The organism is Sphingomonas paeninsulae, assembly GCF_003660165.1.
Taxonomy (GTDB): domain Bacteria; phylum Pseudomonadota; class Alphaproteobacteria; order Sphingomonadales; family Sphingomonadaceae; genus Sphingomonas_O; species Sphingomonas_O paeninsulae.
Genome location: NZ_CP032828.1, coordinates 380,217 through 394,126 on the forward strand (window position 1 = coordinate 380,217; position 13,910 = coordinate 394,126).

Annotated in this window: 17 protein-coding genes; 1 reads left to right on the top strand and 16 read right to left on the bottom strand. The window is 64.9% G+C overall.

The genetic code is table 11. From position 1 onward, the window contains the following. Window position 1: 1 nt before the first annotated feature. The 15 genes from cobU to cbiE are packed head-to-tail and all read right to left on the bottom strand — an operon-like array spanning window position 2 to window position 12,417. Window positions 2-541: a bifunctional adenosylcobinamide kinase/adenosylcobinamide-phosphate guanylyltransferase gene (gene cobU / locus D3Y57_RS03000; RefSeq protein ID WP_121151208.1), complete on the bottom strand. Its 540-nt coding sequence runs from the start codon at window positions 539-541 to the stop codon at window positions 2-4. After that, the gene (locus D3Y57_RS03005; protein ID WP_121151210.1) at window positions 538-2,025 is read right to left on the bottom strand and encodes a cobyric acid synthase; all 1,488 of its coding nucleotides are present in this window, start codon (window positions 2,023-2,025) and stop codon (window positions 538-540) included. The genes cobU and D3Y57_RS03005 overlap by 4 nt, the downstream gene beginning before the upstream one ends. Beyond that, on the bottom strand, window positions 1,991-2,950 hold the full coding sequence (gene cbiB / locus D3Y57_RS03010; RefSeq protein WP_121151213.1) for an adenosylcobinamide-phosphate synthase CbiB: 960 nt from the start codon (window positions 2,948-2,950) through the stop codon (window positions 1,991-1,993). Before cbiB ends, D3Y57_RS03005 begins: the two co-directional genes overlap by 35 nt. Then, window positions 2,943-3,938, bottom strand: coding sequence for a threonine-phosphate decarboxylase (locus tag D3Y57_RS03015; protein WP_121151215.1), 996 nt, complete (start codon window positions 3,936-3,938; stop codon window positions 2,943-2,945). Before D3Y57_RS03015 ends, cbiB begins: the two co-directional genes overlap by 8 nt. Next, window positions 3,935-4,675 (bottom strand): adenosylcobinamide-GDP ribazoletransferase, encoded by a 741-nt coding sequence (locus tag D3Y57_RS03020; protein WP_121151217.1) that lies wholly within the window; start codon window positions 4,673-4,675, stop codon window positions 3,935-3,937. The genes D3Y57_RS03015 and D3Y57_RS03020 overlap by 4 nt, the downstream gene beginning before the upstream one ends. After that, entirely contained in the window at window positions 4,672-5,253 is a 582-nt protein-coding gene (locus tag D3Y57_RS03025) for a histidine phosphatase family protein (protein ID WP_121151219.1), read from the bottom strand. The genes D3Y57_RS03020 and D3Y57_RS03025 overlap by 4 nt, the downstream gene beginning before the upstream one ends. Next, window positions 5,250-6,266, bottom strand: a complete 1,017-nt coding sequence (gene cobT, locus D3Y57_RS03030) for a nicotinate-nucleotide--dimethylbenzimidazole phosphoribosyltransferase (protein WP_121151221.1) — start codon at window positions 6,264-6,266, stop codon at window positions 5,250-5,252. The genes D3Y57_RS03025 and cobT overlap by 4 nt, the downstream gene beginning before the upstream one ends. Then, window positions 6,263-6,670: a DUF1636 domain-containing protein gene (locus tag D3Y57_RS03035; protein WP_121151223.1), complete on the bottom strand. Its 408-nt coding sequence runs from the start codon at window positions 6,668-6,670 to the stop codon at window positions 6,263-6,265. The genes cobT and D3Y57_RS03035 overlap by 4 nt, the downstream gene beginning before the upstream one ends. A gap of 25 nt (window positions 6,671-6,695) precedes the next feature. After that, window positions 6,696-7,289, bottom strand: a complete 594-nt coding sequence (bluB, locus tag D3Y57_RS03040) for a 5,6-dimethylbenzimidazole synthase (protein ID WP_239025808.1) — start codon at window positions 7,287-7,289, stop codon at window positions 6,696-6,698. A gap of 49 nt (window positions 7,290-7,338) precedes the next feature. After that, complete coding sequence (cobO, locus tag D3Y57_RS03045; protein ID WP_121151226.1) at window positions 7,339-7,965, bottom strand: cob(I)yrinic acid a,c-diamide adenosyltransferase; 627 nt, start codon at window positions 7,963-7,965, stop codon at window positions 7,339-7,341. Then, on the bottom strand, window positions 7,955-8,719 hold the full coding sequence (cobF, locus tag D3Y57_RS03050; RefSeq protein WP_121151228.1) for a precorrin-6A synthase (deacetylating): 765 nt from the start codon (window positions 8,717-8,719) through the stop codon (window positions 7,955-7,957). Before cobF ends, cobO begins: the two co-directional genes overlap by 11 nt. Then, a complete protein-coding gene (locus tag D3Y57_RS03055) occupies window positions 8,716-10,056 on the bottom strand; it encodes a cobyrinic acid a,c-diamide synthase CobB (protein WP_121151230.1) in 1,341 nt (446 codons plus the stop codon). Before D3Y57_RS03055 ends, cobF begins: the two co-directional genes overlap by 4 nt. Then, window positions 10,053-10,838, bottom strand: coding sequence for a precorrin-4 C(11)-methyltransferase (gene cobM, locus D3Y57_RS03060; protein ID WP_121151232.1), 786 nt, complete (start codon window positions 10,836-10,838; stop codon window positions 10,053-10,055). Before cobM ends, D3Y57_RS03055 begins: the two co-directional genes overlap by 4 nt. Then, entirely contained in the window at window positions 10,835-11,200 is a 366-nt protein-coding gene (locus tag D3Y57_RS03065; protein ID WP_121151234.1) for a cobalamin biosynthesis protein, read from the bottom strand. The genes cobM and D3Y57_RS03065 overlap by 4 nt, the downstream gene beginning before the upstream one ends. Further along, window positions 11,197-12,417 carry a precorrin-6y C5,15-methyltransferase (decarboxylating) subunit CbiE gene (gene cbiE, locus D3Y57_RS03070; protein WP_121151236.1) on the bottom strand — a complete coding sequence of 407 codons (1,221 nt, stop codon included), beginning with the start codon at window positions 12,415-12,417 and terminating at the stop codon, window positions 11,197-11,199. Before cbiE ends, D3Y57_RS03065 begins: the two co-directional genes overlap by 4 nt. On the opposite strand from cbiE, the gene D3Y57_RS03075 reads away from it, so the two are divergent. Next, on the top strand, window positions 12,416-13,177 hold the full coding sequence (locus tag D3Y57_RS03075; RefSeq protein ID WP_121151238.1) for a cobalt-precorrin-6A reductase: 762 nt from the start codon (window positions 12,416-12,418) through the stop codon (window positions 13,175-13,177). The genes cbiE and D3Y57_RS03075 overlap by 2 nt on opposite strands. Here D3Y57_RS03075 and cobJ read toward each other — a convergent pair. Further along, window positions 13,141-13,902, bottom strand: a complete 762-nt coding sequence (cobJ, locus tag D3Y57_RS03080) for a precorrin-3B C(17)-methyltransferase (RefSeq protein ID WP_121152089.1) — start codon at window positions 13,900-13,902, stop codon at window positions 13,141-13,143. The genes D3Y57_RS03075 and cobJ overlap by 37 nt on opposite strands. Window positions 13,903-13,910: the final 8 nt, after the last annotated feature.

Sequence of the window (13,910 nt, forward strand, 5' to 3'; positions counted from 1 at the left end):
TTTAATCCCCGGTCATTCTTTTAGGCTTCAGCGCCAAAGGAAGGCCAGCAAACATCATGACAACCTCGTCAATCCCTGCAGCCATCTCCTGATTGACCCTGCCTGCAGCATCACGGAATTGCCGGGCAAGAGCGTTGTCGGGCACGATGCCCAGCCCCACTTCATTAGCGACCAGAATGACCGGACCCCGCGCGCCTGAAACCGCGCGTAACAATCCTTCCGTAGCGGCAACCGTATCCCGCTCCGCCAGCATCAGGTTCGATGTCCAAAGCGTCAGGCAATCCACCAGCACCACGGTTTCAGGCGTGCTGCATTTCGTGATCGTCTCCGCCAGCTCCAGCGGCTCCTCGACGGTTGACCAGCGCGTACCGCGATCTGAGCGGTGCAGGGCAATCCGTTCGCGCATTTCCTGATCGAAGGCCTGCGCGGTTGCAAGATAGATCAACTGACCCGTCAGGACTTCAGCCCTGATCTGAGCATAGCGGCTCTTGCCCGAACGCGCACCGCCCAGCACCAGCAAGTGAGACAAAGGGCGGATCATGCCCTGCTTCCCGCCGGGCCGGAAGCGGATCGCTCCGCCATAGCCAGCGCCACCAGCGCATCGATATCGACATGCTCTTCCAGCGCGGCTGCAATCTCGTCCAGCGCCACCTCGACAGAAAAGCGATAGTCCATGCCACCGGCTTCGACGTCCATGCGCGACAGCAGCGCCCGGCGCTGCTCGGCATCGGCCAGCAGACCGTGAACATAAGAGCCAAACACTGTCCCCGCTGCGTTTATCGCACCATCGCGGCGCCCATCAGAAAATATGGCGAAGGGCCGCTCCGTGTCCGGTCCGCGAGTCTGCCCCATGTGCATTTCATACCCCTGAAAAGGCGCATCCATCGCCATGCCACTGACCGGACGCAGCGCCTTGTGTCCGTGCAAGGTTGTTTCGACATCAAGCAGGCCAAGACCGCTGGCAGAGCTGACCGGGCCTTCAAGCCCATCAGGATCAGCGATGCTTTTACCGAGCATCTGGTAACCACCGCAAAGCCCCAGGATCAGCCCGCCGCGCCGATGATGCCCCAGAATATCAATGTCCCAGCCCTCCGCGCGCAAAGCGGCCAGATCGGCGACCGTCGCCTTCGATCCGGGCAGGATGATGAGCGCAGCCTCCGCCGGGATAAGTTGACCGGGCGGGACCATTTGCAGTTTGACACCATCTTCGAGTTTTAGCGGATCAAGATCATCGAAATTGGATATGCGGGGCAGGATCGGACAGGCGATCAGCTTGCTGCGCCCCGCACGCGCCTTGCCGCGCTCCAGCACCACGGCATCTTCGCTGGGGAGCCGCGCGGTCGCGCTTAGCCATGGGACAACGCCAAAGCCCCGCCAGCCTGACAAGCTCTCGATTTGGGCGTAGCCATCGGCGAACAGGGCCGGATCGCCCCGAAACTTGTTGATGATGAAGCCCTTGATCATCGCTGCGTCGGCTGGGTCGATGATCGTCTTCGTGCCAACGATGGCGGCAATAACGCCGCCGCGATCGATATCGCCGACCAGCACGACCGGGACGCCCGCCGCGCGCGCAAATCCCATATTGGCGATGTCGCCAGCGCGCAGGTTGATTTCCGCAGGAGACCCGGCGCCCTCGACTACGACGATATCGCAAGTCTGACGGAGCCGGTCATAGCTGGCCATAACCTCGCCGAGCAGGGCCCCACGCGCCTGCCGGAAATTGCCCGCGCCCAACGTCCCGCGCACCCGGCCATGCACGATCAGTTGCGACGTGCGGTCGGCCTGCGGCTTCAACAGTACCGGGTTCATGTCAGTATGCGGATCAACCTTGCACGCTATCGCCTGCAGGGCCTGCGCCCGCCCGATCTCGCCGCCATCGCTGGTGACGGCCGCATTGTTGGACATATTCTGCGGCTTGAAAGGCAAGACCCGGAGCCCGCGTTTCACCAAGGCGCGGCATAGACCCGCAACCAGCACGGATTTCCCAACGTCAGAGCCGGTGCCCTGAAGCATTATAGCGCCCATGCCATACCCCCGCCATAACCCAGAGGCACAAGCAAGACCGGCGATAAATGCCTAACCCGCGCCGGACATCCCCAGCCCCGACGGGGAAATTGCCCTCGCCGATCCAGGGCTTGTGCGAAAGAATCCCGTCATAGGCGATCGGCCCCGCCAGACGCAGGCCCAGCACCCCGGCCATCGCTGCCTCTGGCCAGCCTGCATTGGGCGAGGCGTGGTTGGACGCATCGCGCCAGAGTATTCGCCAGCCACCCCCACCACACAAGCAAATCAGCATTCCGGCGAGACGTGCTGGCACGAGATTCATTGCGTCATCGGTGCGGGCCGCAGCCCAGCCAAAGGCGCGCCATCGCGCCTCGCGATGCCCGATCATACTGTCGGCGGTGTTGATCGCCTTATAGACCCAGATCCCAGGCAGACCCAGCACCAGCAGCCAGAACAGCGGCGCGACCACCCCGTCGCAGAAACTTTCTGCCAGACTCTCGATGGCCGCGCGCGCGACGCCCGCTTCATCAAGAGCTGCCGTATCGCGACCGACGATCATGCCGACTGCGGCGCGCGCGGCGGGTAAGTCCTGCCGTTCCAGCGCCTCGGCAACGGGCCGGACATGGTCGTACAGGCTGCGCTGCGCCAAACCGGGCCAGGCCAGCACCGCCATCAACGGCCAGGCCCAGGCTCCGGCAAAGGCCATGAGCAAACTCTGCAGCACCCAGCCCGCGCTGCCCGCCGCGCTCAGCAAAATCAGCACAGTGATCACCCCGGCCATGCGCCGCTGTCCATCGGAACGCGAGGGGGCATTCCATCGCCGGTCCAGCCCTGCGATAATCCGCGCAAAGACGCCAACCGGATGGCCGATCCGGCGATACAGCGACTGAGGCCAGCCCACCGTTGCATCGAGCGCCAAGGCCAGCAGCGCGCTCCCCTCAATCATCGGCAAGCGCCATATCGAGCCGGTCCAGCGCCTCACGGTCAGCGGGCAGGCCCAGCCGGAGCCAACGTGGATCATAGTCGAACGGTCGCGTCAGGACGGCATGTCGCACAAGGCGTTCAAACAGCGTGGCGGCATTGGCCGTTTCGATCAGCCGGAACAGCGGGCAATCACCCACCGCGCTGAAGCCCCGCCGCGCCAGAACCGCATCCAGCGCGGCGGCCTGTTCGGGTAAGGAAATCCGCATGGCGGCTATCCAGTCCGCATCCCGATAGGCCGCCGTGCCGATGGCCAGCGCCGCCGCCGAGAGCGGCCAACTGCCAAGCCTCTGTCTATATTGCGCAATCAACGCGCGCGGCCCCAGCACAAAGCCGAGCCGTACCCCGGCCAGCCCAAAGAACTTGCCGAACGAGCGAAAGATGATCAGCCGCTGTTCGTCATCCACATGGGCGGCAAGACTGCTGTGCGGGGTAGCATCGGCAAAGGCCTCATCCACCACCAGCCAGGATGCACAGCCCTCCCCATTGCCACGTCGCGCCGAGAGCCAGCCGAGCAATGTGGCGGGCGGCGTGATCCGTCCATCGGGGTTATTGGGATTGGCCAGGATGATGGTCGCCTCCTCCACTCCGGTCAGATCGGTCAGAGCCACAGCGCGGCTCTGGGAGATCATCTCCCCATGGGTGCGATAGCTGGGCTGGGCATAGATGGCCGGTCCCGGCAGGATGTCACCCAGCATTCGCAGGCCGATCTCCGTGCCGGGTACGGCGCAAACATGGGTTGGGTCCGCGCCAAAACAGACAGCGGCAGCGGCTTCCAGATCGTATAACGCGCCCGCATCGGGCAGAGCCTGCCAGTCGATCGCCAGATTGTCAGCGCCGGGCCAGCCATGCGGATTGATGCCGGTCGAAAGGTCGACCCACGGGGCGTTGCCCATGCCAAACTGCGCCATGGCATCGGCAAGCCTGCCGCCGTGAAAACTGAAGCTGTTCATGCTCCATGTCCCCATGCGACTGTCATCACCAGACTCAACAACAACCCGGTTTCGATCAGCTCAACACCCGCACCATGGCCATCGCCGGAAATCCCGCCAATCGTTCGGTGCACATGCCAGCCCCACCACAGAACCAGCAGCGGCGTGACCAAAAGTGCCGGATAGAACCATGACGCTGCGGCCAGCGCCGCGGCCCAGCCCAAAAGATCAACCGGGCCAATGGCCGACCGAAATCTTGCAGCCAGCCCCTGATGCAGCGGCATTAGCCACCATGTCCACACAAGCGGGCCGATGCGCGCAGCGAACGGCACCAGAATGAGCGGTCCCAACGCCCGAGCATCGATCAGCATATGCAGCAGCATCAGTTTGCTCAGAAGTTGCAGAACAATGGCTATAACGCCGAAGCTACCAACATGGGGATCGGCAAGGACGGCCAGCAGCCGCTCGCGATCACCCCCTTTGGCCTTGTGGACCGCCCCGCTGGCGTCGGCGAGATCGGACAAGCCATCAAGATGCAGCGCGCCGGTCACACCCACCCAGACAACAAGAGCGGCCAACGCGCCGAGCCGGTGATCGACCAGTGCTCCTGCCCATGCTGCGCCCGCGACCGCTGCGCCAATTACCAGCCCCACGGCAGGAAACCAGCGCATCGACCGGGCAAAAGCGGCATCATCCACGACAATTGCCGGCATTGGCAGGCGCGTCAGGAATTGCAGGGCAATGATGAAGCCCTTCACGGATAAAGCCCCGCGATCTGTGCCGTGGGCCGCTGGCCCGATCCCTCAGCGGGCCAGACGCGCAACGACAGCAGGCCGCTGTACGGCAGGTCAACCGCCCATGTCTGGCGCACATCAAACCCGCAAAGGACTGCCAGCGCCGCCCGCATGGCACCCCCGTGCGTGACGATCAGCGTAGGCCGCGCCACCAGCTCGCTAACAGCAGCGGATACGCGACATACCAGCGCCGACCAGCATTCCCCACCCGGCGGAGCATGACCATCGGGATCGTCCCAGAAACGCGCCAGCGCCGCGCCTTCGACATCCTTCGGTGCCAGCCCGTCCCATGCACCAAAGTCCAGCTCGCGCCAGCGCGGGTCGATAGACAGCGACACGCCGGTCGCAAGGTCTATGGCTTCGCCCGCCAGTCGTGCGCGGGAGAGATCGGACGCGATCAGCACCTCCGCCGCCAAGTCCCGCGCCTGATCGACGCAAGCGGCGATACCAGTGGCGGTGGGCATGGCGTCGGTGCGACCGATCAGCCGCCCCGCACCTTCCGGCTCGCCGTGGCGCAGGAGATAAAGTGCAAAGCTGCTCACAGGCTGCCTGCCACTCCGGCCTCGGCAAATGTGGCCATACCGTTGTGCGTGGCCAGCGCTGCCCGGATGACGGACACAGCCACTGCGGCACCGCTGCCTTCGCCCAATCGCATGCCCAACGAGAGCAGGGGATCAAGGCCCAAATGCTTCAGCAAGCGGATATGTCCCGGCTCGGCGGAACAATGGCCCGCCAGGCAATGATCGGTGATCGCCGGAACGGCGGCCGCCAGAGGTGCCAGAGCGGCACAACTGATAAATCCGTCCAGCACCACGGGGATACGCTGACGGCGAGCCTCCAGCACGGCTCCGGCGATCGCCGCGATTTCCCGGCCGCCCAATCGGCGCAGGGTCTCAAAAGGTGTGTTCGGCGCATCGGCGTGGAAAGCTAACGCCCGTTCCACCACCGCCACCTTGCGCGCTACGCCGTCCGCATCGACCCCGGTTCCCGGCCCGACCCATTGCGCCGGCGTGCCACCATAACTTCGCGCGCAGAGCGCCGCGGCGGCGGTCGAATTACCAATGCCCATTTCGCCGACGACCAGCAGGTGCAGCCCCGGCTCCACCGCCGCCGCCCCGGCGGACAGTGCGGCAAGGCACTCCGCTTCGTCCATGGCCGGAGCGATGGTGAAATCCGCCGTGGGCCGGTCGAGATCAAGCGCGACTACGCGCAGATCCAGCCCGGCTGCCCCGGCAAGCGCGTTGATAGCGGCCCCTCCGGCAGTAAAATTGCCGACCATCGCGGCAGTCACGCTGGCGGGAAAGGCGCTAACGCCGTGGACAACAAAGCCATGATTTCCGGCAAAGATCGCCGCGCGTCCCTGTTCGATCACGGGCTGCGGATTGCCCTGCCATCCGGCAAGAAACACGGCGATGTCTTCCAGCCGCCCAAGCGATCTGGCTGGCTTGGTCAGGCTGGCCTGCCGCGCCCGTGCGGCGGCGATGGCCGCCGCATCGGCCATGGGCAAACGCTCAAGCGCCGCATCAAACGCAGCAAGGCACGCAAACCGGCTCATTCGGCAACGAAGCCTTGCGGCGGGGTGCGGGTGATGAAATGCCCCTTCACGCCTTGTGGCCAATGCTTGAACGGCACCCGTCCATGCTCGCTCGCCGCATAGTGGATGGCATAGTCCAGAATGGCGGTGGCGGCCTCCTCGCCCGGCTTGAACCGGCCCAGCACATAGCCAACCTTGCCCGGCGCGCGCAGGTGTATGGTGCAAAAGTCGGTGCAGGCGAACAGGCAGGGCATTTCCTGCACGGCGACTCCCGCATAACGAGCATCGCTCTCCTGAATCGAGCGCAGCGCCGCCACCATCTGCGCGCCGCCGCGCGTCCCGGCGGCGTCCTCACGCGCATCTGCGCTGTGGCGACAGGTGTTGCAGGCCACGATGGCGGGGCCATCCTCAACTGGTATCAGCATGGTTTTCTGGTCTTTCGATTGGAAATCATCGTTCAAACACCCGGTCGCTCGACGGTTCACGGGGCTGCCAGCCACGCTGTTCCAGTTCGGGGGTGTCGGTTTCGTTCGCCGGGTAACCGATGCACAGCAGGGCAATCAGCGACCAGTGGGCGGGCACGTCCAGCATGGTCTGGACGGTTTGTGGATCGAGGATCGACACCCAGCCAAGACCAATGCCGCGCAACCGCGCCGCCAGCCACAGATTGTGGATTGCCAGCACGCAGGAGTAGCGCAGCATTTCGGGCATGGTGGCAATGCCAAGGCCGTGCCCCGCCTCGGGCTGTTCGTCGCAAAACACCGCCATCAGTTCGGGCGTCTCGCGCAATCCGTGCAGTTTGAGCGACAGATAGTGATCGTGCCGCACCTGCCCGGCATAACGCTCCGCCGCGAGTGCGTTCTGCTCATCGACATGGACGGCGAGCGCATCGCGGATACCCGGCGACCGCAGACGCACGAAACGCCACGGCTGGGCATTACCGACCGAAGGCGCGAACGCAGCACAGGCCAGTAGCGCGCGCATGTCCGCTTCCGCCACGGCGCGACGGTCGAAATGCCGCACATCGCGCCGCCAGCGCAACAATTGCGTGAAACGCTCCGCAAATTCCGCGTCGAACAGAGGGGGGGCTCGCTCAGAACTCGATCCCCGCTTGCGCTTTCACGCCTGAACGGAAAGGGTGCTTCACCATGGTCATCTCGGTGACGAGATCAGCCGCCTCGATCAGCGCTTCGGGTGCGTTGCGACCAGTGACAATGACATGCTTCATCGCATCGCGCGCGGTCAGCACCGCCAACACCTCGTCGACCGGCAAATAGTCATACCGCAGGACAATGTTGAGTTCGTCGGCCAGCACCATGTGATAGGTCGGGTCGGCGATCATGCGCTTCACCTCGTCCCAGCCTGCGCGTGCCGCTGCGATGTCGCGCGTGCGGTCCTGCGTGTCCCACGTAAAACCCTCGCCCATCGGCTTGAATTCGACATTGTCGGGAAAGGCGTCGAACACAGCTTTCTCGCCAGTCTTCATCGCCCCTTTGACGAACTGGACCACGCCCACCTTCATGCCATGACCGATTGCGCGAACCACCATGCCGAGCGCCGCGCTGGTCTTGCCCTTGCCCTTGCCGGTATGGACGATCAACAATCCCTTCTCGCAAGTCTTGTTAGCCATGATCTTGGCCTGCGCAGCCTGCTTCTTGCGCATCTTCTCGGCGTGGCGGGCATCATCGACCACCGCCCCTGATTCACTTTCAGGCTCCATTATTTTGTTCCCTTCGCATGAGATAGACATCCATGATCCAGCCATGGCGCACGCGCAGTTCAGCTCGGCGCACGGCGATCCGGGGGCCGGCGTCAGCGAGCGCACCTTGTTCCAGTGCTTCATGCGCCATGCCCAGATAAGCGCCCCACCAGATGGTGATGCCCACCGACTCCAGCACCTCGAACGCGCAGCCACTGTCGAGCATCACGACGATCGTGTCGGCCCCCGCGGGCCAGCCATGCGCGCGGAGTATCCGTCCGGTGGTGATCGTCACCGCTCCGGCAAGGGGATTGAGCGGAATGGCATGCGCGGCAGTCAACAGCTGGATACTGGTAATGCCGGGCACGACGCGCACCTGCATCGCAACGCCACCAACTTTGAGCTTTTCGGCAATCCGCAAGGTGCTGTCATAAAGCGAAGGATCGCCCCAGACGAGCATTGCCAACCGCCCGCCCACCGGCAAATGCATGGTAATCTCCGCACGCCAAGCCGCGGCAATGGCGTTGTGCCAATCGTCCACTGCACGCGCATAATCGCCACCTGTCTCGCGAACAGGCATATCGAATTCGACAATGCGCACCGGGCGGGTCAACACCTGCTCACAAATGGCCCGACGCAGGTCGACCAGGTCGGACTTGGTGCTGCCCTTGCGTGGCAGCAAAATCAGATCGGCGCCGTTTATCGCCTGCACGGCTTGTGCCGTCAGGTGATCGGGGTTCCCAGTACCGATGCCGATGAGCGCAAGCTCGATCATGACGCGGTCGCGATCATGTGAAAATAGCTGCCCGTCACCCGCCCGCGATGCGACCCGGTTTCAGCCACTTTGGCCCCGTCGGCATCAGTCACAAGAGCTAGCGGCGCATCGGTCTGCTCAACGATGGTGGAATAGTGGAACTCGTGGCCGCGCAGTCTTGTCCCGGCGGCAAAACCCGATACCGGAACCAGCAGTTCGGCATGACGATAGCCAAGATGCATCCGGCGCTGGGCATGGCTGGTGACAAGCCCGAGCAGACCCGCCATTCGGTGTCGCTCACCGCTCTTGTCGATCAACGCCTCGCCCAACACCATATATCCTCCGCATTCGCCGTGAACGGGCCGCGTCTCGGCATGGTGACACAGGCCGGACAGGAATGTCGCAGCAGCGGCGATGGTCCCGGCGTGTAGTTCAGGATAACCGCCGGGCAGCCAGACCAGATCGGCACCCCGGTCAGGCGCTTCATCCGCCAACGGTGAGAACGGCAGGATCTCGGCCCCGGCGCGGCGCCATCTTTCGAGCAGATGCGGATAGACGAAGGAAAAGGCGGCATCGCGCGCCATGGCGATGCGCTGGGCCGGGGGCGCGGACAATCGTGCCCCACCGCGCTTAAGGGCTGTCCCGCTTGCCCCGGCGGCACGGCGAATGGCGTCGAGATCGACATGGGCACGCAGGAAAACCGCGAAATCTGCAATCGCACGGTCGAGGTCCGGGTGCTCCACCGCCTGAACCAGCCCCAGATGGCGTTCGGGCAGCGTCAGGTCTCCGCGCCTCGGCAGGGCACCCAGCACGGGGATGCCCACGGCTTCCATGCCCTTTCGCACCAGCCGTTCATGGCGCGGACTCGCCACGCGATTGAGGATCACCCCGGCAAATGGCAAGTGCGGGTCGAGGCTCCTGAATCCGAGCGCCGTGGCAGCCGCGGACTGGGCCTGCCCGGAAACATCAAGTACCAGGACTATTGGCCAGCCCATGCGGCGCGCCATGTCGGCGCTGGCACCATTGCCCGAGGCACCCTTGCTGGCAACGCCGTCAAACAAACCCATCGACCCTTCGGCGAGCACCATCTCCGCGCCTGCGGCCTCGGCCGCGATGGCATCGACAAGATCGTCGTCCATCGCCCAGCTATCGATATTGAACGAGGGTCGACCACAGGCAGCGCGGTGAAAGGCCGGGTCGATATAGTCCGGCCCACTCTTGAACGGCTGCACTGCCAACCCATCCTCGGTGAGCGCGCGCAGCAGACCCAGCATCACGGTTGTCTTGCCCGTACCCGACGCAGGGGCAGCGATCATCAGGCCCGGCGTCGGGCGCAGTGTCGGACTGGGCGCGCTCATTCGGACGCGCCCGCAAAACGCGACGTCACATCCTGCGGCCGGAAGCGGCGGTCATAACCGGGGGCGTAAAGGCTGCTTTCGGCAAAATCCTGCGCCGCCAGCACACGCCCGACAAGGATCAGCGCGGTACGCTCCATGCTCCCGGCGAGAGCCTGTTCGATGGTTTCGAGCGTGGCGCGAACGATCCGCTGATCGGGCCAACTGGCTCGCCAGACCACAGCGACGGGGCAATCCGCGCCATAGGCCGGGGTCAGGTCCGCCACCACCTGCACAAGATTGTGGATCGAGAGGTGTATGGCAAGGGTAGCGCCCGTAACCGCGAAATTGGTGAGGCTTTCGGCGGGCGGCATGGTGCTGGCGCGGCCCGGAGTCCGGGTCAGCACCAGCGATTGCGCCAATGCGGGCAGAGTCAGCTCTGCCTCGAGCGCGGCCGCGGCGGCGGCAAAGGCCGGGACGCCCGGCGTCACGGTAAAGGGAATATCCACCGCGCGCAGGCGGCGCAATTGTTCGCCCATCGCCGACCAGACCGAAAGGTCGCCAGAATGCAGCCGCGCCACATCCTGCCCGGCGGCATGAGCCACCGCGATCTCGGCCATGATCTCGTCCAGTTCCATTGGCGCGGTGTTCACAATCCGGGCGCCCGGCGGGCAGTGATCGAGCACGGCAATCGGGATCAGCGACCCGGCATAAAGACACACCGGGCTGGCCGCGATCAGGTCGCGCCCGCGCAGAGTCAAAAGGTCGGGTGCGCCGGGGCCTGCGCCGATGAAATGGACGGTCATGTCAGGGTTCCTTGGGCAATGGCGCAAGTCGCCATACGATCGGGGGAGATGTGTCGCAGCCCAAGCAGGCGCGCGCCCGCGCCAGCAGCGGAAATGGCGGATGCTTCCGCAACGCTGCCGACATTGCGGGCGGTCAGGCTGGCGGCGGAACAAGTGGTGGTCGGAACCGTCGCCAATGCATCGGACGCCACGCCCATCAGCGGCAGACCAAGCGCTTGGGCCAGCGGGACCAGCGCCGCGACCTTGTCCTGCACCGTGGCAAGATGCGTGACCGGGGGCTGTCCCTGTTGTGCCAGCGCGAATGCGCCACGCAGCGACGACAGGCTGACGCCAGACCGAAAGCCGAAACCTGCGACAATCACAGCATCACGCTCCATTGCACTACGGGGTAGCGCGCGCACCAGCCGTGGCGGTTACCAAGCGGCGCGGCGTCGGCGAGTTCGATGCGGAGGAGACTGCCGCCCTTTTGGCCGTACCATCGAGCGAGCAATGCTTCTGATTCCAGTGTCACCGCGTTGGCGACCAGTCGCGTTCCGGCGGGCAAACGCACCCACAGCGTTTCCAGCAATGCATCCGACAATCCGCCGCCGATAAACACGGCATCGGGCAATGGTGCCTCCGGCAAGTCATCCGCCGCAATTCCGATCACGACCTCCAGCCGGTCAACACCCAGCGCGAGGGCGTTGGCGCGCACGCGGGCGGCCCGCACCGGATCGGCCTCTATTGCGCAGGCCCGGTTGGCCGGGTGCGCCAGCAGCCATTCGATCCCGATCGATCCCGATCCCGCGCCAATATCCCACAGCAGTTCACCCGGACGCGGAGCCAGCGCCGACAGCGTGAGGGCGCGTACTGGACGCTTGGTGATCTGCCCATCGGAGGCGAACCAGTCATCCGGTCGTCCCGAGGCCAGAGGCAATGACGCACCGTGCCCGGCACAGTCGATCCCGATCGCAACCGGATGGGCGATGTCGGTGAAGGACAGTGCTTCGGCGGTTGCCCGGCGAATCCGTTCTCGCGGACCACCCAGCGCTTCCATCACATGCAACACTGAGGGACCAAAGCCCTGCTCGGTCAGATAGTCCGCCAGCGCGACCACGGCCTCGCCATCGCGCAACAGCGCAATGACGCGCTGTTGCGGCGCTAAGTGGGGCCTTAGCCGCTTCAGCGGCGCGGCATGCAGGCCAAGGCAGATCACATCCTGTAACGGCCAGCCCAGCCGCGCGGCAGCCAAAGTGAAAGTGGAGGGCGCGGGATGAGCCACCCATTCGCCCGGATCGAGCAGGCGCGTCACGCTGGTTCCCGCCCCGAACCAGAAGGGATCGCCAGACGCCAGCATCACCACGCGCCGCCCGCGATGCTCGATCAGATGGGGGAGCCCGTCGGCAAAGGGCTCTGGCCATTCGATCGTGGGACAAGTAATTGCGGGCAGCAGCGAGAGGTGCCGGACCGGTCCCATCACCAGTTCGGCCTGCGCAAGCGCGGCACGCGCGGCGGCACCGAGGCCATCGGCTCCGTCCTCGCCGATGCCGATGATCGTCAACCACGGCCTATGCCGAAGCCGGGGAGCCATATCAGTCATGCCGAATATCCTCCTGCTGGGCGGTACGACCGAAGCGAGCGCGCTCGCTCGACTGCTGGCGGCACACGGCATTGCGGCGACGCTCAGCTATGCCGGGCGTACGGAAACGCCCCGCGCTCAACCGGTGCCGGTGCGCGTCGGTGGCTTCGGCGGTGTTACGGGGCTGACGGACTATCTGCGCCGCCATCGCGTGACCCATCTGGTGGACGCCACCCACCCCTTTGCCGCAACAATGACTGTCCATGCCATCGAAGCCGCCCGGCTGGCTGGCGTAGCCCATATCGCCTTGACCCGTCAGGCCTGGGAGCCCGTCGCAGGGGACCGCTGGACCCGCGTTGCCGACATCGCAGGGGCCGTCGCCGCGCTGGCCGGGCAAGCCCGCCGCGTCATGCTGGCGCTGGGACGGATGCATGTGGAAGCCTTCGCTGCCCAATCGCAGCATCATTATCTGCTGCGTTTCGTGGATGCGCCATCGCCGCCGCCCACCCTGCTTCGTCACAGTCTGATCGTTGATCGCGGGCCATTCACCACCGTGGGCGACAGCCAACTGTTGCAGGCCCACGCCATCGATTTGGTGGTGTGCAAAAACGCAGGAGGGAACGGTGCCAATGCCAAGCTGATCGCAGCGCGGGAACTGGGCCTGCCAGTCGTCATGATCGACCGTCCCGCCGTTCCGGATCGCGCCGAGATCTATCGCCCCGAGGATGTACTCGTCTGGCTGGGTCATGATGCCAGGCCCGATGCGGAGCGCGGGGTGTAGAGTATCGGACCCACCGTCCGTTCGATAGTCCGCGTCAGGCTTGATCCGACGATCACCATGGTGCGCATATCGGCCATGTCTGCACGGGCCTGACCCAGCGTTACGATCCGCAATTGCTCGTCTGACGTCGAAACCGCGCGGGCGAACAGAATCGGGCGATCAACACCGCAAACCTCGCGCAGCAGTTCCAGCACACGCTCGAAACCTTCGGGCCGGGCTTTTGATCTCGGGTTGTAGAAGGCCATGGCGAAGTCCGCCTCCGCCGCCAGTCGCAGCCGCTTTTCGATCAGGGACCACGGCTTGAGATTGTCCGACAGGTTGATGGCGCAGAAGTCATGACCCAACGGCGCGCCCGCCCGGGCGCTGGCGGCCAGCATGGCAGTAATGCCGGGCAGGACCCGAATGTCGAGATCGCGCCAGTGGGTCGGGCCTGTCTCCAGCGCCTCGAATACGGCGGCGGCCATCGCGAAAACGCCGGGATCGCCGGAAGATACCACCACCACGCGCCGCCCCTGCGCCGCCAGTTCCAGCGCATGGGCCGCGCGATCCAGTTCCACCCGGTTATCGGACGGGTGCAGCGTCAGTCCATCGCGCGCGGCGACACGCGCGACATAAGGGATATAGCCAATGACATCGCTCGCCCCGTTCAGCGCGGCGGTGACTTCGGGCGTGATGAGTCCCTCGTTTCCCGGCCCCAGACCGGCGATGGCAATCCAGCCACTCATGGTCCCGT